Origin of the sequence: Paracidovorax cattleyae (assembly GCF_900104515.1) — a bacterium.
Lineage (GTDB): Bacteria > Pseudomonadota > Gammaproteobacteria > Burkholderiales > Burkholderiaceae_C > Paracidovorax > Paracidovorax cattleyae.
Genome location: NZ_FNJL01000043.1, coordinates 1 through 19,171, shown reverse-complemented (window position 1 = coordinate 19,171; position 19,171 = coordinate 1). Strand labels below are relative to the sequence as shown.

The following is a 19,171-nucleotide window of genomic DNA, read 5'->3' as shown; positions in this document are numbered from 1 at the left end:
ACCCAAGGTCAAGGTTGCCTTGGCGATTTTTCAAGATTTCATCAAGGTCCGATTCCGATGACGGGAAAAAAAGTGCTGGTGGTGGAGGACGACGCGGACTGCGCGAGCATCCTCGACGCCTATCTGCGCAAAGACGGCTTCGCCATTGCCATTGCCGGCGACGGAGAGCAGGCGCTGGAGCTCTTCCGGCAGTGGCGGCCGGACCTGGTGCTGCTGGACATGATGCTGCCCAGGCTCAGCGGGATCGATGTGCTCTCGGCCATCCGGAGGGCCGGGGACACGCCGGTGATCATGGTGACGGCCATCGGCGACGAGCCGGAGAAGCTGGGCGCGTTGCGCTATGGCGCGGACGACTATGTCGTCAAGCCCTACAGCGCCAGGGAGGTGGTCGCGCGCGTCCATGCGGTGCTGCGGCGGGCCGCGCCGGCCCGCACCGCCGAAGGGCCGCTGCGCCATGGCCCGCTGACCGTCGACACGACCGCCGTCCGTGCGGCGATCGCCGACACCGGCGGCGGGCCGGACACCGTGCTGGACCTCACTCCGACGGAGTTCAACCTGCTCGCCCTGCTGCTCAGGACGCCGTTCAAGGCGTTCACCCGCAGCGAGCTACTGGAGTCCTGCCTGCCGGAGAGCGAAGCGCTCGAACGCGTGGTGGACACGCACATCCACAACCTGCGGCGCAAGCTGGAGCAGCACGGCATCACCGGCGTGCTGGTGACGGTGCGCGCCATCGGATACCGGTTCCAATGAGACTGCGGTGGTTTCGGCGCCCGCAGGAAGCCACGCCGCTGTGGCGGTGGATGGGCGTGCGGATCAGCGCCCTCGCCATCGGTGCCGTGCTGGCCATCGCCGCAGGCATGTGGACCTATTTCCAACTGCGCGAACTGCGCCTGCTGCAGCGATTGCCGGTGCCGGTCCGGGCCGAAGCCCAGCAGCTCCTGAAGCACCCGCATGACAACCAGGCCGCGCTGTGGAGCCTGTTCGAGCGCTACTACGACATCGACTACGTTCTTCCCGGGCTGAGCAATCCGGACTGGCTGACGCTGCTCGTCATGCTCGCGTGCGCCCTGCCTTTCCTGATCCTCTTCGGGCTCCTGGTTTCGCGGCCGCTGTCCCGCCAGTTCAGCCAGGTGGCCCAGGCGGCCCGCCGGGTGGCCGCGGGGGACTTCCGCGCGCGGGCGCAGGTGATCGACAGCGCCCCGCAGGAGCTGGCCGGGCTGGCCGTGGACTTCAACGACATGACCGCGAAGCTGGCGCAGTACGAGCGGGAGGTGCGCGAGTCGAGCGCCATGCTGGCCCACGAGCTGCGCACACCGCTCACGGCGGCCATGGGGTGCGTGCAGGGCATGATGGACGACGTGTTTCCCCGCGACGAGGCCCAGCTGCAGCTCGTGCACCGCCAGCTCGAGCAGATCAACCGGCTGGTCGGCGACCTGCACCTGCTGTCGCTCGCACGGGCCGGCCAGCTCCACCTGGAGCCCGAGCATTTCGACCTGGGAAGCCTCGTGCGGGACCGCCTGCAGTGGGTGCAGGCGGGCTTGGAGAAAGCGGAATTCCGCGTGCAGGTGATGGTGCCGTCCCTCCAGGTCCTGGCCGACCGCGACCGCATCGGCCAGGTGGTGTCCATCCTGATCGACAACGTACTACGCTACGCCGCCAGCGGCCGGTCTCTCGATATCGCGGCATCGGTGGCGCCCGGCACGGTGGTCCTGGCCTTCAGCGACCGCGGCGCCGGCGTGCCCGCGGAGGATCTGCCGCGGCTGCGCGACCGGTTCTGGCGGGCCGACCAGTCCAGGGCGCGGCATTCCGGCGGCTCCGGGCTGGGCCTCGCCATCGCCGCAGCGATATGCCAGGCGCACGGCGGCGCACTGGATTTCCGCGCGCGGCCGGGGGGCGGACTCACGGCGCTGGTGCACCTGCCCCGGGCCTAGCGCCGGCCCGGGCGTCCGGTCTCTCGCTAGGGCTTCTCCGCGTCGCGCCCCGCCCCGCCGCCCGGCGCGATCCCGTGCCGCTGCAGCTTGTCGTAGACCGTCTTGCGCGGCATCTTGAGGAGTTCGGCGGCGCGGGCCACGTTGCCCTGCGTGAGGCCCAGCGTGTCGCGCAGCAGCTTGCGTTCGAAGGCATCCACGCGGGCGGCGAGCGAGGGGGCGGATTCGGGACCGCCGTCCACGGGCTCGACGGGCAGGCCCAGGCACAGGCGCTCCGCGGCATTGCGCAATTCGCGCACGTTGCCCGGCCAGTCGTGGGCCAGCCAGGCCGCCAGGTCGCGGTCGTTCCATGCGGGCTCCGGCCGGCCGTGGCGCGCGGCGGCCTGCGCGAGGAAGTGGGCCATGAGCAGGGGGATGTCCTGCGGCCGCTCGCGCAGTGGCGGCAGGTCGATGGTGGCCACGTGCAGGCGGTAGTACAGGTCGGCGCGGAACTCGCCGCGCGCCACCCACTGCTTCAGGTCGGCCTTGGCCGCGGCCACGAAACGGCAGGTGATGGGCACGCTCTGGTTGCTGCCCAGGCGTTCGATCTCGCGCTCCTGCAGCACGCGCAGCAGCCGCAGCTGCAGGGCCTGCGGCATGGATTCGATCTCGTCGAGCAGCAGCGTGCCTTCGTTGGCGTATTCGATCTTGCCGATACGCCGCCGCGTGGCACCCGTGAAGGCCCCGGGCTCGTGGCCGAAGAGTTCGCTCTCGATGATGGTCTCGGGCAGCGCACCGCAGTTGATGGCCACGAACGGGCCGGTGCGGCCGCTGGCCGCATGCAGCGCGCGGGCCACCACTTCCTTGCCGGCGCCGGTCTCGCCGTGCAGCAGCACGTCCACGCCCAGCGGTGCGAGCGCCGCCACGCGCCGCCGCACTTCGGCCATGCCCGGCGATTGCCCCACCAGGCCGGCCAGCGGATCGCCCGCCTCGGCCGCGCCGCGCGCGCGCAGCCGCTGCAATTCGTCGGACAGGGCCCGGCGCTCCAGCGCGCGGCGCACGGTGATGAGCAGGCGCTCCGACGAAAAGGGCTTTTCGATGAAGTCGTACGCCCCGTCGCGCATGGCCTCCACCGCCATCGCGACATCGCCATGCCCGGTGACCAGCACCACGGGCAGCGCGGCGTCCCGCTGCCGCAGCAGGCGCAGCAGCTCCATGCCGTCCACGCCGGGCATCTGGATGTCGGTCACCACGGTGGCGGGCGGGTCCGCGGCATACGCGTCCAGCGCGGCCTGCGCGTGGGGGAACGCGCGCACGGGGATGTTGGCCAGCTCGAGGGCCTGGCCGTAGGCGCGGCGCACCAGCGCGTCGTCCTCGATCAGGTAGACGGGGCCAGGGCCATCGGCATCGAAGGTCGCGGGGTCGGTCATCGGCAGGAATCCTCGGGCATGGAACGGGGTGTCAGGTGTCGGGGTGGGCCAGCGGCAGGGCGACGGTGAATTCGGCGCCCCCCTGCGGCAGGTCGGCGGCGGCCAGCGTGCCGCCCATGCCCTCGACGATGATGCGCGAGACGGCCAGGCCCAGCCCCAGCCCCTCGCCCGCCTTGGTGGTGAAGAACGGCTCGAACAGCCGCTCGCGGGCCTCGGGCGCGATGCCGCCGCCGGTGTCGGACACGCGCAGCCGCACCGTGCCACCGCTCCCTTGCGCTTCCACCGCGCAGGCGAAGCGCACTTCGCGCACCGGCCGGTCCTGCACCGCGTCCAGGCCGTTGCGCAGCAGGTTCACCAGCACCTGCTCCAGGCGCGTGGCGTCCGCGCGCACGCACAGGCCGGGGCTGAATTCCTGCACGTCGATGCGTACCCGCACCGCGGTGCAGCGCGGCGCGAGCAGCATGAGTGCGTGGTCCAGCGCATCGCGCACGCTGCAGGCCCGCAGCACGGGCGCTTCCTTGCGCACGAAGCTCTTGAGCTGGCGCACGATGCGCCCCATGCGGGCCGCGAGCTGGCCGATCAGGTGCAGGTTCTCGGTGACATCCTCGCGGCGGCCCTGGCGGTCGAGTGCGATGGCATTGTCCGAGAGGGTCTGGAGCGCGGCCAGGGGCTGGTTCAGTTCGTGGCTCATGCCGGCCGCCATCTGGCCGAGCACCGCCAGCTTGCCGGCCTGCACGGCCGCGTCGCGCGTGCCGCGCAGGATCTGTTCGGCGTGCTGCAGGTCGCGCACGCGGTCCTGCAGGGCGGCGTTGGCGGCCGTCAGGTCGGCAGTGCGTTGCGTGATCTGGGTCTCCAGCATGTCGCGCGCGGTCTGCAGGCGCTCGGCACTGGCGCGGCGTTCGGCCTGGCCCTGCCGGTCCAGCCGCTGGTAGAGCGCCAGGCCCAGCAGCAGCGCGGCGCAGAGCGCGCCCGCCAGGCCCGCCACCAGGGATTCCTGCCGCGCCGGGGTCTGGTCGGCCAGCAGCAGCATCTGCCAGCCGAGCGGCCCCACGCCGCGCGCGGCCACGGTGAAGTCGCGCTCCTGGCCCGCGCGCCGCAGGCGCACCGGCGTGCGGCCGTCGGGCCAGGCACCCAGGCCGTGGTCGAGGGGCCGCAGCGCATGGCTGCCGTACTGCTGCGCGCTCTGCAGCCGCACGAGCGCCTCGCCGCCGAGCGGCGTCAGCGTGCGGTAGCGCCATTCCGCCTCCGTGCTGAGGAAGACCACGCCGTCGCGGTCGGCCAGCAGCACCGTGTCGCCGCCGGCGGCCAGAGCCGCCTCGAAGGTGTCCAGCGAGATCTTCACCGCGACGACGCCGCGCGCGGGCGCCTCGGCGGGTAGCGGCGCGGCGATGAAGTAGCCGGGCTTGCCGGTGGTGGCGCCCACGCCGTAGAAGCGCCCCGTGCGCCCCTGCATCGCGGCCTCGAAGTACGGCCGGAACCGGTAGTTCTGCCCCATGAAGCTGCCCGGCTGGCGCCAGTTGCTGGCTGCCACCGTGTGGCCGCCGGCATCCATCAGATAGGCCGCCTCCACATCGGCCAGTCCGGCCGCCTGCTCCAGGAAGGCATTGGCAGCGGCCAGGCCGGCCGGGCCGGAATCCCGCAGCGCGTGGCCCAGCCCGTCGTCCAGGGCCAGCAGGGCCGGCAGCGCCTCGTTGCGATGCAGCAGGGATTCCAGGCTCTGGCCTGCGAAATCGAGCCGCTGCGCTGCAGCGTGCTGCTGGCGGGACAGCTGCGTGTCGAGGGTGGCGCGGTACACCAGCGCGCCGACGCACACGCAGGCCAGCACCGCAAGGCCGGGGATCAGGAGGGAACGGTCGGGTTTCAAGCGGAGGACGGCGGTTGGGCCCGCATTGTGGTGCGTGGCGGCAGGGCGCACCCAAGGGCTACCCCCGTTGACAAGGCCTGGTGTGCGGGAAACCGCACAACCCGTCCGTCCATGTGCGGAAAACCGCCGCGCAACACGGCTGCACCCAGCCCCTCCGCAGCCCCGCAACAAGCCCCATCTCCAGCGCTGGCGCGCCCGTCCGGCCCATCCGGTGCCGCCGCACCCGGGGTGGCACGCAAGCTGCAGAAGACATGTCCGTGCGGCGCCACCGCAGCACCGAAAATATCCGATTCCCCAGGAGACATCCGACATGAAGCATTCCGCATCCCCCCTGCGCCGCGCCCTGCTCGCCGCCACGGCCCTGGCCGCCTGTGCCGCAGCCCCCGCACTGGCCCAGGACTACCCCACCAAGTCCGTGCGCCTCATCGTGCCGTTCGCTCCCGGCGGCACGACCGACATCGTCGCGCGCGTGGTTTCGCAGTCGCTCGGCACGACGCTGGGCCAGCCGGTGGTCGTGGACAACAAGGCCGGCGCGGGCGGCGTGGTGGGCGCGACAGAAATCGCCCGCGCCGCGCCCGACGGCTACACGCTGGGCGTGGCCACCGTGTCCTCGGTGGCCTCGGCGCCCGCGATCAACCCGGCGGTGAAATACAACCCGCTGACCGACTTCACCTCCATCATCAACATGGCGGCCACGCCCAACGTGCTGGCGGTGCACCCGGGCTTTCCGGCCAAGGACTTCAAGGCCTTCATGACCGAGGTCAAGGCCCATCCCGGCAAGTACGCATTCGCCACCTCGGGCACCGGCGGCATCGGCCACCTGCAGATGGAGCTGTTCAAGTCGCTCTCCGGCCTGGGGCTGGAGCACATCGGCTACAAGGGCGCGGGCCCGGCGCTCAACGACGCGGTGGCCGGGCAGGTCCCGATGATCTTCGACAACCTGCCGTCGGCCCTGCCCTTCATCAAGGAAAAGCGGCTCATCGCGATCGCGGTGGCGGCGCCCCAGCGCCTGCCTTCGCTGCCCGACGTTCCCACGTTCAAGGAAGTCGGCTTCGAGCCGGTGAACCGCATGGCGTTCTACGGCATCCATGGCCCGAAGAACCTGCCGCGCGACGTGGTGGACAAGATCTCGCGCGCCGTGAAGAAGACGCTGGAAGACCCGGCCGTGCGCCAGCGCATCGAGGACACGGGCTCGCTCGTGGTCGGCAACACGCCGGAGGAGTTCACGGCGCAGACCAAGGCCGAGTACGAGCTCTACAAGGGCGTGGTGGCCAAGCAGAAGCTGAAGCTCGACTGAGCCGGCGGGCGGACCTTCCGCCCCTCGCCGAATTTCCACTGCCGTGTTCAAGGTGCGGCGGGCGCTGCCGATACTCCTGAATGCCTGCACGGGCGCACACGCGCCCGGCCTGCGCCGGCCCCTGCCGCGCATCCACCTTCAGGAAATCCCTCATGCGAAATCTTTCCATCGGCACGCGCCTTGCGGGCGGCTTTGCGCTCGTCCTCGGCCTCATGGCCCTGATGACCACCTTCGGTCTCTGGCGCCTGCAGAGCGTCGCGCAGGCCACCCATGCGATGACCCAGCAGCCGCTCGCCAACGAGCGCATGATCAGCGACTGGTACCGCTACGTGGACAGCGCCGCGCGCCGCACCACCGCCATCGTCAAGAGCTCCGACCCCTCCCTGGCCGCGTTTTTCGCCGAGGACTCGGCCATGACCACGCGCGAGTCCGCCCGGCTCGTCGAGAAGATCGAGCCGCAGCTCGACAGCCCCGAGGAGAAAGCCGTCTGGGCCGACATCGCCAAGGCCCGCACGGCCTACCTGGCCTCGCGTGACCAGGCCGTGAAGGCCAAGGCCGAGGGCCGGGCCGACGAGGCGGAACGCCTGCTCACGCAGGTCTATCTGCCGGCCACGAAGGCCTACGTGGCGCTCATCCAGCAACTGCTGGACCTGCAGCGCCGGGACATCGACGCGACGGCCGCCCACATCCAGGACATCCATGCGCAGAGCCGCCTGCTGCTGATCGTGCTGGGGCTGCTGGCGCTCGCGCTGGGCGCGGCGTGCGCCGTGTGGCTCACGCGCGGCATCGTGCGCCCGCTCTCCGAGGCCGTGCGCGTGGCGCGCGCGGTCGCGGCCAGCGACCTGACCAGCCACGTCACCGTCTCGTCCGCGGACGAGACAGGGCAGTTGCTGCAGGCGCTCAAGGACATGAACAAGAGCCTCGCGCAGGTGGTCGGACGCGTGCGTGCGGGCACGGACAGCATCGCCACCGCGTCGAACGAGATCGACGGCGGCAACCAGGACCTGTCCTCGCGCACGGAGGAGCAGGCCAGCTCGCTGCAGCAGACCGCCGCGGCCATGGAGCAGTTGACCAGCACCGTGCGGCACAACGCCGACAACGCGCGCCAGGCCAGCCAGCTGGCGTCCTCCGCGGCAGGCACCGCTGCCCGCGGCGGCCAGGTGGTGGCGGGCGTGGTGGACACGATGGGCGCCATCCACGAAAGCAGCCGCAAGATCTCGGACATCATCGGCGTGATCGACGGCATCGCGTTCCAGACCAACATCCTGGCCCTCAACGCGGCCGTGGAGGCCGCCCGCGCGGGCGAACAGGGCCGCGGCTTCGCCGTCGTGGCCGGGGAAGTGCGCGCCCTGGCCGGCCGCAGCGCCGCCGCCGCCAAGGACATCAAGGCGCTTATCGGCGATTCCGTCTCGCGGGTGGCGGAAGGCTCCAGCCAGGTGGAAGAAGCCGGCCGCACCATGGACGAGATCGTGCAGAGCGTGCAGCGCGTGAACGACCTCGTCGCCGAGATCAGCGCCGCGAGCGAAGAGCAGAGCCGGGGCATCGACCAAGTGCACCAGGCCGTCTCCCAGATGGACCAGGTGACCCAGCAGAACGCGGCGCTGGTGGAAGAGGCCGCGGCCGCCACGGGCTCGCTGAAGGCCCAGGCCGGCCAACTCTCGCAGGCGGTGAGCGTGTTCCGGATTCCTGCGGGCACGCAGCAGGCTGCCGTGGCGGAACCGGCACCGGCGATGGATCCGTCCGCTCGCCATGTGCCAGGTCCGACGCCTGCGCGCGCCGCCAGCGGAGCGGTGCGCGCGCCTGCGCCCGTGGCACCACCCCGCCCTGCTCCAGCACGCCCCCCTGCCGCTGCGCAGGCACTGCCGCGCACCGCGGCGCCGGCCGCCGCGACCGCGCCGAAGGCCTCCCGCGGAAGCGATGACGACTGGGAAACGTTCTGACGCCAGCCGTCTCCTTCCGGATCAGACGAACATGCCGCCCGACACCTCGATGCGCTGCGCGTTCACCCAGCCCGTGCCCGGCTGCAGCAGCGCCGCGATCACGCCGCCGATGTCGTCCGGCAGGCCCACGCGGCCCAGCGCCGTCTGGCCGGCGATGAAGGTGTTGAGCTGCGCGTTGTCGCGCACCGCGCCGCCCCCGAAATCCGTCTCGATCGCGCCGGGCGCCACCACGTTCACCGCGATGCCGCGCGCGCCCAGCTCCTTGGCCAGGTAGCGGGTCAGCACCTCCACACCGCCCTTCATCGCCGCATAGGCGGCGTAGCCCGGCAGCGCGAACCGCGCGAGGCCCGAGGACACGTTCAGGATGCGCCCGCCGTCGTTCATCAGCGGCAGCAGCTTCTGCGTCAGGAAGAAGGTGCCTTTCAGGTGGATGGCGACCATCTGGTCAAACTGCTCCTCGGTGGTTTCCATGAAGGCGGCATGCGCGCCGGAACCCGCGTTGTTCACCAGGAAGTCGAAACGCTCGCGCTGCCAGTGCCGCGCCAGTACCTCGCGCACCTGCCCGGTGAACTCCGTGAACGTGGCGCTGGCGGCCACGTCCAGCGGCAGCGCCACCGCGCGGCGGCCCAGCGCCTCGATCTCCGCGACCACGGACTGCGCTTCGGCAGCCTGGCTGCGGTAGGTGAGGATCACATCGGTGCCGGAGCGCGCCACGTGCAGCGCGGCATTGCGGCCCAGGCCCCGGCTGCCGCCGGTGATGAGGGCGATGGCCGGGTGGGCGGCGGAGGGAGAAGAAGAAGAAGTGGATGCGATGGAGGCCATGGCGAAGTCCTTTCAGTGGATGGGTGAGAAAGAAGCGATGGAATGGAGTCTATTGATCGACAAAATTCTTATAAATCCCTCAAAATCGATCACATCGTTCATCAAGCAAGAACAATGAGCCCCTTCGACCGCATGCACACCTTCGTCCGCGTGGCCGAGCTGGCCAGCTTCACGCAGGCCGCCGAGGCGCTAGGCATCCCCAAGGCCAGCGCCTCCACCGCCGTGCAGCAGCTGGAAACCCAGCTCGGCACGCGCCTGCTGCATCGCACGACCCGCCGCGTGCAGCTCACGCAGGACGGGCAGGCCTATTACGAGCGCTGCAAGGACCTGCTGGCCGACGTCGATGAGCTGCAGTCCATGTTCCAGCACGCCGACGGTGACGGCGCCGGCGGCCTGCGCGGGCGCGTGCGCATCGACATGTCCACCGGCATGGCGCGCAACGTCGTCGTGCCGCGCCTGCCCGAATTATTGGCCCGCCATCCCGGCCTGGAAGTGGAGCTGAGCAGCACCGAGCGCCGCGTGGACGTGGTGCGCGAAGGCTTCGACTGCGTGCTGCGCACCGGCGCGGTGGTGGACGCCAGCCTCATCGCGCGCCCGCTGGGCCCGGCGCGGCTCGTCAACTGCGCGAGCCCCGCCTACCTGCGCGCGCACGGCACGCCCCACGCGCTGGACGATCTGGCGAACCACCGGCTGGTGCATTTCGTGAACACCCTCGGCGCCCGCTCCGGCGGCTTCGAGGCCGTGGTGGACGGTACGCTGGCGGCCATTCCCATGCAGGGCGCCCTCACCGTCAACAACGCCGAGGCCTACATCGCCGGCTGCCTGGTGGGCCTGGGAATCATCCAGGTGCCGCGCCTGGGCGTGGTGGACCTGCTGGCGCAGGGCGACCTGGTGGAGGTGCTGCCGCAGTACGCCGCCCCGCCGATGCCGCTCACGCTGATGTATGCCAACCGCCGCAACCTGCCGCGGCGCGTGCGGGTGGTAATGGACTGGCTGGCGGAGATGGTGGCGGAACATCTCGGCCAGGATGCGGCCGCAGCCCCCCAGGCGGCACGGCTGGCAGGTTTTCCGAGTGACGATAGACGGGATTCGCGCACACGTTCTGGGGACTGACGGCATCTGCCGGCCGGGTTTGTCCGACAATGCAGGGGTTTGCCCGCCTGGCAGGGGGCAGCCAGGGCGCCTCCGGGGCCTGCCCGCACGAGCCACCGGCCCTGCCTTCGAAGGCCACGCGCCCCTTGTCGTTTTCACTTTCTGCCATCCATCCATGAGCGCATTCAACGAAGAGCGAGTCCTCTCCGTCCACCACTGGACCGACCGCCTGTTCTCCTTCACGACCACCCGCGATACGTCGCTGCGGTTCTCCAACGGCCACTTCACCATGATCGGCCTCAAGGTGGACGGCAAGCCGCTGCTGCGGGCCTACAGCATCGCGAGCGCCAACTACGAGGAGCACCTGGAGTTCCTCTCCATCAAGGTGCCGGACGGCCCGCTCACCTCGCGCCTGCAGAACATCCAGGTGGGCGACAGCATCGTCGTGGGCCGCAAGCCCACGGGCACGCTGCTCATCGACTACCTGCTGCCGGCCAAGCGCCTGTATCTCATCTCCACCGGCACCGGCCTCGCGCCCTTCCTGTCGGTGATCCGCGACCCGGACACCTACGAGAAGTTCGAGGAAGTGGTCCTGGTGCACGGCGTGCGCCAGGTGAACGAGCTGGCCTACCACGACTTCATCACCCAGGAGCTGCCGCAGCACGAGTTCCTGGGCGAGATGGTGGGCAAGCAGCTCAAGTATTACCCCACCGTCACGCGCGAGCCCTTCCGCAACCAGGGCCGCATCAACGACCTGATCGAGAACGGCAAGCTCTTCACCGACCTGGGCGTGCCCCCGCTGGACCCGCTGGTGGACCGCGTCATGCTCTGCGGCAGTCCGGAAATGCTGGCCTCGCTCAAGGCCATCCTGGAAAAGCGCGATTTCGAGGAGGGCAACACCACCAAGCCCGGCGACTTCGTGATCGAGCGCGCCTTCGTCGAGAAGTGACGCTGGCGCAGGAAGAGAAACGGGCGGCCTGAAAGCCGCCCGCCTGCAAGGCCGATGGGGAGTGGCCGGACCATGCCGGCCGGCCCGGGATGTCAGTAGCCGTTGTCGGCCACCCGCATCGATTGCGGTGCCTGGGCGGAATAGCCGCCACCGTAGCCGCTGCCGTACTGGCCGTTGTCCACGCGGAAGCTGCGGCCTTCCACCCGCACTGCCGTGCCTTCGGCCACCGGCTGCGAGCGCGTGAAGGTGCGTACCGAGCCGTCGTCCATGCGGACGCGGATCTGGTAGGCCGTGGTGGTGCGGGTGCGCTGCTCCACCGTGTGGCCCAGGTAGCCGCCGCCGACGGCGCCGAGCACCGTGGCCGCCGTGCGGCCCGAGCCCTTGCCCACCTGGTTGCCCAGCACGCCGCCGATCACGCCGCCGGCCACGGCACCGATGCCGGTGGCAGGTGCGGCCTGCTGAAAGGCCTGGACGGATTCGACGCGGCCGCAGGTCATGCAGGCCGGCGCCGCGGCACGCTGCATGGCCACCGGCTGCTGGCCCTGCGGGGCACCGCTGTAGGCGGGCTGCGGTGCATAGCCTGCGGAAGGCGCGCGCTGCGCGAACTGCTGGGCCGGGGCCTGCTGGGCCACGGCGGCGGGTCGGCCCTGGGCCCCCTGGAGTACGGCGGGGTTGATGGACGGATTGGCAGCCGCCGCGGACTGTGCGTCCGGAGCGAGGGCGGCGGCGGGCTGGACGGCAGACGCGACATCCGGAGCGCGGTCGCGGTTCTGGACCACCAGCGTGGCGCCGAGGGCCAGCACGCTGACTCCGAGCACGCCGATCGCAGCCCAGAGCCATTTCGCCGAGCCGCCGGCCACGCCAGGGCCCGCGGCGGAAGAGTTGGAACGGACGACGAGACTCATACGATTTCCCTTTCCATGGGTGTTGTGGCTGCAGGGTACCCGCGCCGGTGCTTCACATACCGCCTGGGCTCTGTAAACACCGTAAGAAGCTGTAGAGCCGCCCGGCGGCGTCCGACACGGCCTGCCGAAGGCTTCCCGCAAACGGCTCCCGCGCACCTGCGCAGAGTGGCCGCATGGCACCTCAGGCAGCACCGGCCGCACAGATACGCATCGGCGTTTCCGGGTGGCGCTACGCGCCGTGGCGCGGCACCTTCTATCCGGACGACCTGGCCCAGGCCCGGGAATTGGCATTCGCCTCCCGGCAATTTCCCGCGATCGAGCTGAACGGCTCGTTCTATGCGCTGCAACGCCCTTCCAGCTACGCGGCGTGGTCACGGGATACGCCGGAAGGCTTCGTCTTCACCGTCAAGGCTCCGCGCTTCATCACCCACATCCTGCGGTTGCGCTCGCCGCGCGCGGCCATCGCGAACTTCCTGGCGTCCGGCCTGCTCTCGCTCGGGCCGCGGCTCGGCCCCATCCTGTGGCAGCTGCCACCGAGCCTGCCGTTCGATGCCGGCCTGCTGGAGGATTTCCTGGCCCTGCTGCCCCGCGACACCCGGCAGGGCCTGGAACTGGCCCGAGAGCGCGAGCCCCGCATGCGCGGCAGGGAATGGCTGGAGGCGGCCGGGCCGCATTGGCGCATGCGCCATGCCCTGGAGGTGCGCCATTCCAGCTTCGCCACCCCCGAGTGCATCGCCCTGCTGCGCCGCCACGGCGTGGCGCTGGTGGTGGCCGACACCGGCGGCCGCTGGCCGGAGCTGGGCGACATCACCGCCGATTTCATGTACCTGCGCCTGCACGGCGCCGAGGCGCTGTATGCCAGCGGCTACAGCGACGAGCGGATCGCCGACTGGGCTCGCCGCATCCGGGCGTGGCACCGGGGCGCAGCGCCGCGCGATGCCGCACTGGCAGGCCCCGCCGCAGGGGCACCTGTGCCGCCCCCGGGCGGTCGGGACGTGTTCTGCTTCTTCGACAACACGGCCAAGCTCCATGCGCCCCGCAACGCGCTGGAGCTGGCGCGGGTCCTGCGCCTCTCCGCGGACACGCTGCGGCCGGCGGCGCGCTGACCGCCAGCGCCCGCCCGCTCAGCGCGCGCCGGCCGGCGCGGCGGGTGCCGGTGGCTTCGGTGAGGTGGAAGCGGGCACATCCTCGGCATGGGCAGCGTCCACGCGCCGCCCCATGTGCTCGGCCCGTACTTCCTGCAGGGCGCGGGCGCAGCTCGCGGAGAACAGCAGCACGGCCGACGAGAAATAGATCCACATGAGCAGCACCACGAGCGAACCCGCCGCCCCGTAGGCCGACACCACGGCCGCCGTGGCCAGGTAGAGCGCCAGCAGCTGCTTGCCCACGGTGAACAGGATCGCCCCCACCACGGCGCCGAACACCAGGCAGGCCATCGGCGGCTTGGGCCCGGTCCCGATGCGCATCAGCCCCACGAAGAGCAGCACCGCGATGCCGAACGCGACCAGTTCGTTGACCAGTTGCAGGATGGGCCCCGAGGCGAAGGGCAGGCGCGTGCTCGCCCAGGTGGCCACCACGTGGATCACCGTGGAGACCACCAGCGAGATGAGCAGCAGGAAGCCGATGGCCAGCACGTACGCCAGGCCGCGCAGCCGCAGCGAGGCCATGCGCCACCAGGCCTTGTTGTTGTCGGCAGCGGGTGGCTGGCCGGACGTCCAGAGCCGCTCCAGAGCGGATTGCAGCTCCACGAACACCCCGGTCGCCCCCGACAGCAGCAGCACGAAGCCCGCGATGGACGCCAGCCGGCCCTCGGACGGCTCACGTGCGCTGGACAGTGCGAGCTTGACGACCTCCGCACCGCGCTCGCCCATCACGGACTGCACCTGGGCGATGAGGTTGGTTTCGAGGTAGGACTTGTCGATCCACCACCCCAGCACGCCCACCAGCAGCAGCAGCAGCGGTGCCAGGCTCAGCATGCCGTAGAACGACATGGCCGCGCTCATCCGCAGGCCATCGGCGTCGAGCCAGAGGTTGACGGCCCGCACGAGCGGCATGATGGGCTGGATGAGGCGCTTGGCGCCCTCCAGGCAGCGGGTGAGGAACGGAGACGGCATGCGGCCATTGCACCGCATCGTCGAGCCGCCCGGTGTCGGCGCACTTCGCCATTGCGCATCTGTATGGAAGCACAGCACCTCCTATGGCATTCCCCACCGCCTGGGTAACCCGCCGGCCATTGCACGGATGGGCCAAAGGCGGGCATCATGGGACGCAGAGAGATTGAGAGAGATCAGGCAGGGCACCAACGGCGGGCGCCCGCCCTGCCCAGGAACACGATTGCCCGCGCCTTGCAGAAAAAGAGCACGCATGAAGAGGGATTTCCTGCCATCCGCATCGACAGGCCGTTTCCTGGCCCTGCTCGCCCTGACACTGATCGCCGCGCAGCTGGTGGCCTTCGTCTTCCTGCACTTTTCCAACCGGCGGATCGCCATGGAAAGCGTCGATGCCGCCCTGGAGGCGGGCGGGCAGACCTTCGAATACACGGCCGCGATGCGGCGCGAGTCCCGGCGGGTGGCCTCCGAGCTGGCCTCCAAGGACTACGGCCTGCAGAACATCATCTTCAACGAGACCAACCGCGACACGGTGGAGTCGGCGCTCTACAACCAGCTGGCGCGCACCGGCGCCGAGCTCATCGTGCTCACGGACCTGGACGGCACGCTGCGAGCGCGATCGTCCGTGTCCGGCTTCCTGCGCGAACGGGACGCAGCGCTGGACAAGCGGCTGGAGACGCTGGTGGGGAGCGTTCGCGAAACCAACCGCAACATGCGCACCATGACCGGAGAGGACGGAGAGTCCGTGCTGCACAACTGGATCAAGGTGACGGTGCGGGCTCCGGTGCCCGTGGCGCACATCTACCTGGCCTTCCGGATCACGCATGCCGGCGCCGAGCAATTCGCGCGGATGACACAGTTGCAGATGGCCTTCGTCTCCCATGAACCCGGGGGCCGCTACACCGTTTACGCGAGCACCCTGCCCGAGTCCATCTCCCTGGAGCCCGTCGGCCGGAACGCCAAGGACCCGGCGCCGTTTTCCGCCAGCGATGCCGACGGAGCCGGCTACCGGGTCAAGGTCATCACGCTGGACGACTCCGGCCCGCTGCCTGTGAGCGCCGTGGTGGCCAAGCCCTTTGCGCCCGTGATATCGCCATTCCTCAGGCTGGAGGCGCTGTACGGCGTGAGCGTGCTGCTGAGTGCGATCATCTCGATCATGGCCGTCAAGGTGGTCGCCAACCGCGTGGTGACGCCGCTGGAGGACGTGGCGCAGAAGGACGCACTCACCGGGCTCGCCAACCGCCGCACCTTCGATGCCCGGCTGCTGCGTGCCGAGCAGGACCTGCGCAAATCAGGGTCGGGCTTCGCCGTGATGCTGATGGACCTCGACAAGTTCAAGTTCGTCAACGACGAGTACGGGCACGATGCGGGCGACGTGGTGCTCAAGGAAGTGGCCGCCCGCATCCAGAAGATCATCCGCGCCTCGGACACGCTGGCCCGGCTGGGAGGCGACGAGTTCGCCATTCTCGTGCGCACCGACGACCCCAAGACGCTGAGCGACATCGCCACCGCCATCGTGGAGGTGGTGCGCCGGCCCATCGCCCTGCGGCCGGACCTTTCCGCGGAAGTGGGCACCAGCATCGGCATCGCCTGCGCGCCCGCGCACGCGCGGCACGGCTCCGAAGTCGTGCATTGCGCCGACCTCGCGATGTATGTGGCGAAGCGCCGCGGGGGCGGGTTCGCCACGGCGCAGCCCTCCAAGCCGGCATCGGACGCATCGCCGCACATGGCGTCGCAGCGATGACCGCCCCGCGCGCGCACCGGCCTCAGGCCTCCTGCCCCATCGCCGGGTCGGACACGGAATCCCGGCCCGTCTCGACGCGGCCCGCGAAGCGCCGAGCGAAGGCCGGGGCCGCGCTGCAGCGCACGGTGAAGTCGTACCAGTTGCCGCTCTCGCCCAGTACCCAGGCCAGCTCCTCCACGGCGCCCGGCTGCACGGTGCGCGTCCAGGGGCCGTCGGTGCGGTAGGCGCTCGCCTCGGCGGTGAAGCCGACCGCCGCGGTGCCGCGGTTGTAGAGTTTCACGCGCACCTGCGGCGGGTCGCACAGCTCGTAGCAGACCTGCACCTCGGGCGTGCCGGCAGAGGCCTGCCGAGCAAGGTCGCCCGCGAAGGCGCGGTGGAAGCCGTTGGGGCCCAGCACCCACAGGTCGTAGGCACCGCCGTCGGCCGCCACGCTCCAGACACCGTTCAGCGTCTTGCCGGCCTCGACCACGTAGCGGCGCGGGATCGCGTCCAGGTGCTTCCTGTCATAGACGTGGAACACCGCGGCGGGGCTGCCGGCCTTGGCCGTGTTGGCGAACAGCAGTGTCACCGTGCCCGCGCCGGCATTCGCCTGGGCCGTGGCGTGCAACTCGTAGGGCAGCGCGCGCGAAGGCCGTACGCCCGGCGCCTGCACTGGCAGGACCGTGTCCGCTGCCGCCGCGGGCTGCGGCAGCTTGGGGGCCTGCACCTGCGCGGCGATGCGTGCGTCCACGGCCGTCTTGTTGGTGCGGCCGGCCAGCGTGGGCAGGGTCTCGGTGTTCGGGTTCACGAAGTTGAAGCAGCTCGTCAGGTCGCCGCACACCGCACGGCGATAGGCGCTGATCTGCGGCTCGGCCACGCCGAAGCGCTTCTCCAGGAACATGAGCGTGGAGGTGTGATCGAACACCTGCGAATTCACCCAGCCGCCGCGGCTCCAGGGAGAGACGATCCACATCGGCACGCGCGGGCCGGGGCCGTAGGGCTTGCCGTCGGCCGGCGGCTGGCTGGAGGTGGCGGGCTGGAAGTCGTGGTATTCCACGGCCACGTCGGCGGCAGACAGCGTGCAGGCGCCGGCGAGGCTGCCGTCGGCGTTGCGCGAGGGCACGGCGGGCGACGGCAGATGGTCGAAGAAGCCGTCGTTCTCGTCGTAGTTGATGAGCAGCACCGTCTTGCTCCACACGTCCGGATTGGCGGTGAGCGCGTCCAGCACTTCCTGCACGTACCAGCCGCCCTGCGCGGGGCTCGAGGGGCCGGGATGCTCGCTGTACACCGAGGGCGCGATGATCCACGACACGGCCGGCAGCCGGCCCTTGCCGATGTCGTCGCGGAAGGTCTCCAGGAAGCCCTGCGGCATGGTGTTGCCGAAGCCCTTGGCCAGCGGGCTCAGGGCGTCGTCGATGGCCGGGTCGTAGTCGGGGCCGGCCAGGCCCTGCGGCTGCGTGATGTCGGTCTTGGCCACGTAGAGGGGCTTGCGGTCCGCGGGCATCTTCTCGATCTCCGCGCGCCAGTGGCGAAAGCCCATCATCTCGTTGCAGCCGAAGTTGTCGATCAGGCTCTGGTAGACCTTCCACGACACGCCCGCCTTCTGCAGCCGGTCGGCGTAGGTGGTCCAGGTCCAGCCGTCGGTGGAGGCGCCGACGTCGTTGCCTGCGTTGAACTGGTTGTTCAGGCCCGCCACGCGCACGCGGGAGCCATCAACGGGGCTGATGCCGTTGGGGCCGTTGGTGCCCGTCCAGTAGAAGAGCCGGTTGGCGATGGTGCCCGTGTGCATGCCGCAGTGGTAGTGGTCGCACAGCGTGAAGGCATCGGCCAGCGCGCGCTGGAACGACACCTCGGCCGTCTCGTAGTAGCCCATCGAGAGGGGCAGCTTCGCATCGGGCCAGCGCGACATGCGCCCGTGGTCCCAGGCCGCCTGCGAGTCCACCCAGGTGTGCGGCGTGCTGCCGGCGCGCTGGGCGTTGCCCTGGGCCTCGTCCAGCCGGAAGGGCACGTAGGTGCTGGCGGGTGTCGTCTTGGTGTAGGTCTGGTAGAAGACGTTGCGGCCGTACTGCGAGGGCACGGCGAAGCGGTCACCGAAACCGCGCACGCCCTTGAAGGTGCCGAAATAGCTGTCGAACGAGCGGTTTTCCATCATCAGCAGCACCACGTGCTGCACGTCCTGGATGGTGCCGGTGGCGTTGTTCGCCTCGATGGCGAGCGCGCGCCGAATGGCGGGCGGGAATGCGGTCAGCGTGGCCGCGGCCGCTCCGGTGCCGAGCACGCCGGAGAGGAACTTGCGTTTGGAGGAATCGACGGTCATTTTGGAGGAGTGCTTGTTGTCCGAAGAAAGGCACGGCACGGGGCATGCACCGCGCACGCGGCGTTGCTTGCGGCAGGCGCAGGGCAGGACAGGCACCGGAGCGCCCGCGGGCCCGGCTCAGGGCTTGGGCGCGCAGTGCGTGTCGGGGTTGCCGCAGTTGGCGACGAAGCCGTTCGCGGAATCGGAGCCGGAGCCGCCGCAGCCGGCCAGCAGCAGGCCAAACGCGAGCGTGCAGGCGGCCAGCAGGAGGCGGCCGAGGAGGGGCGGCACGGTGGGCCGTGGATGCGAGGTCATGTCGTGGGGAGAGGAATGGAGAGGCTTGGCATTCTTCGCTCCGACTATTGCGCGGGAGTGACGTTTGGGTAACACGGCAGTGACTGGCCACAGCAGTGCCGGTGAATACGGCCAGTGCGCATATCCCAATGATCTAGACTGGACCTAAGGAAGGTCTGCAAAACCCCATCGCGGACTGGCGGGTGCAGTGAGCAGCAGGCAAGATGGCGGGCATGACGCAAGAGCAGCAGATGCTGGGGTTCGATCCCCTGCCCAAGAAGACCCGCAAGGAGATCTTCCTTGAAGAGATGAACCGGGTGGTGCCGTGGGCGGCGCTGGTGGCACTGATCCAGCCGCATGCGCGCGGAGCGCACCAGGCACTGGGTGGACGCCCGCCGTTCGCCGTGGAGACGATGCTGCGCATCCACTGCCTGCAACTGTGGTGGAACCTGAGCGACCCGGCCATGGAGGAGGAACTGCACGAACGCCCGCTGTACCGGGAGTTCGCGGGGCTCTCGGGGCGGGCGCGGTTGCCGGACGAGAC

Annotated in this window: 16 protein-coding genes; 9 read left to right on the top strand and 7 right to left on the bottom strand. The window is 70.3% G+C overall.

The genetic code is table 11. The features are described from left to right. Positions 1 to 57: 57 nt before the first annotated feature. The gene (locus BLR05_RS23465; protein WP_092839697.1) at positions 58 to 750 is read left to right on the top strand and encodes a response regulator; all 693 of its coding nucleotides are present in this window, start codon (positions 58 to 60) and stop codon (positions 748 to 750) included. Then, the gene (locus BLR05_RS23460; RefSeq protein ID WP_092839694.1) at positions 747 to 1,931 is read left to right on the top strand and encodes a sensor histidine kinase; all 1,185 of its coding nucleotides are present in this window, start codon (positions 747 to 749) and stop codon (positions 1,929 to 1,931) included. The genes BLR05_RS23465 and BLR05_RS23460 overlap by 4 nt, the downstream gene beginning before the upstream one ends. A 26-nt stretch (positions 1,932 to 1,957) precedes the next feature. On the opposite strand, the gene BLR05_RS23455 is transcribed toward BLR05_RS23460, so the two are convergent. Both BLR05_RS23455 and BLR05_RS23450 read right to left on the bottom strand, forming a co-directional pair. Beyond that, a complete protein-coding gene (locus BLR05_RS23455; protein WP_092839692.1) occupies positions 1,958 to 3,337 on the bottom strand; it encodes a sigma-54-dependent transcriptional regulator in 1,380 nt (459 codons plus the stop codon). Between the two features lie 31 nt (positions 3,338 to 3,368). After that, positions 3,369 to 5,201: a sensor histidine kinase gene (locus tag BLR05_RS23450; protein WP_092839689.1), complete on the bottom strand. Its 1,833-nt coding sequence runs from the start codon at positions 5,199 to 5,201 to the stop codon at positions 3,369 to 3,371. 310 nt (positions 5,202 to 5,511) lie between these two features. On the opposite strand from BLR05_RS23450, the gene BLR05_RS23445 reads away from it, so the two are divergent. Continuing rightward, positions 5,512 to 6,498, top strand: coding sequence for a tripartite tricarboxylate transporter substrate binding protein BugE (locus BLR05_RS23445; protein WP_092839686.1), 987 nt, complete (start codon positions 5,512 to 5,514; stop codon positions 6,496 to 6,498). Between the two features lie 152 nt (positions 6,499 to 6,650). After that, complete coding sequence (locus BLR05_RS23440) at positions 6,651 to 8,438, top strand: methyl-accepting chemotaxis protein (RefSeq protein ID WP_092839683.1); 1,788 nt, start codon at positions 6,651 to 6,653, stop codon at positions 8,436 to 8,438. A gap of 21 nt (positions 8,439 to 8,459) precedes the next feature. On the opposite strand, the gene BLR05_RS23435 is transcribed toward BLR05_RS23440, so the two are convergent. After that, complete coding sequence (locus tag BLR05_RS23435) at positions 8,460 to 9,260, bottom strand: SDR family NAD(P)-dependent oxidoreductase (RefSeq protein WP_092839681.1); 801 nt, start codon at positions 9,258 to 9,260, stop codon at positions 8,460 to 8,462. A gap of 114 nt (positions 9,261 to 9,374) precedes the next feature. Between BLR05_RS23435 and BLR05_RS23430 the strand changes: the two genes are divergently transcribed. Beyond that, on the top strand, positions 9,375 to 10,373 hold the full coding sequence (locus BLR05_RS23430; RefSeq protein WP_092839678.1) for a LysR family transcriptional regulator: 999 nt from the start codon (positions 9,375 to 9,377) through the stop codon (positions 10,371 to 10,373). A gap of 154 nt (positions 10,374 to 10,527) precedes the next feature. Further along, positions 10,528 to 11,301 carry a ferredoxin--NADP reductase gene (locus tag BLR05_RS23425; RefSeq protein WP_092839675.1) on the top strand — a complete coding sequence of 258 codons (774 nt, stop codon included), beginning with the start codon at positions 10,528 to 10,530 and terminating at the stop codon, positions 11,299 to 11,301. Between the two features lie 92 nt (positions 11,302 to 11,393). Here BLR05_RS23425 and BLR05_RS23420 read toward each other — a convergent pair whose 3' ends face one another. Then, positions 11,394 to 12,206, bottom strand: coding sequence for an outer membrane lipoprotein (locus BLR05_RS23420; protein WP_092839672.1), 813 nt, complete (start codon positions 12,204 to 12,206; stop codon positions 11,394 to 11,396). A 173-nt stretch (positions 12,207 to 12,379) separates the two neighbouring features. On the opposite strand from BLR05_RS23420, the gene BLR05_RS23415 reads away from it, so the two are divergent. Beyond that, entirely contained in the window at positions 12,380 to 13,312 is a 933-nt protein-coding gene (locus BLR05_RS23415; protein ID WP_092839669.1) for a DUF72 domain-containing protein, read from the top strand. Positions 13,313 to 13,330: 18 nt separating this feature from the next. On the opposite strand, the gene BLR05_RS23410 is transcribed toward BLR05_RS23415, so the two are convergent. Then, the gene (locus BLR05_RS23410; protein ID WP_092839666.1) at positions 13,331 to 14,320 is read right to left on the bottom strand and encodes a YihY/virulence factor BrkB family protein; all 990 of its coding nucleotides are present in this window, start codon (positions 14,318 to 14,320) and stop codon (positions 13,331 to 13,333) included. 250 nt (positions 14,321 to 14,570) lie between these two features. Here BLR05_RS23410 and BLR05_RS23405 point away from each other — a divergent pair, with 250 nt between their 5' ends. Beyond that, the gene (locus tag BLR05_RS23405) at positions 14,571 to 16,058 is read left to right on the top strand and encodes a GGDEF domain-containing protein (protein ID WP_092839663.1); all 1,488 of its coding nucleotides are present in this window, start codon (positions 14,571 to 14,573) and stop codon (positions 16,056 to 16,058) included. A 22-nt stretch (positions 16,059 to 16,080) separates the two neighbouring features. Here BLR05_RS23405 and BLR05_RS23400 read toward each other — a convergent pair whose 3' ends face one another. Both BLR05_RS23400 and BLR05_RS26695 read right to left on the bottom strand, forming a co-directional pair. Then, positions 16,081 to 18,354, bottom strand: coding sequence for a phosphocholine-specific phospholipase C (locus BLR05_RS23400; protein ID WP_092839660.1), 2,274 nt, complete (start codon positions 18,352 to 18,354; stop codon positions 16,081 to 16,083). 117 nt (positions 18,355 to 18,471) lie between these two features. Next, a complete protein-coding gene (locus tag BLR05_RS26695) occupies positions 18,472 to 18,648 on the bottom strand; it encodes a hypothetical protein (protein ID WP_167361333.1) in 177 nt (58 codons plus the stop codon). Between the two features lie 212 nt (positions 18,649 to 18,860). Here BLR05_RS26695 and BLR05_RS23395 point away from each other — a divergent pair. Then, positions 18,861 to 19,171 (top strand): transposase (locus tag BLR05_RS23395; RefSeq protein WP_434802845.1); only part of this gene is annotated, 311 nt, incomplete at its 3' end.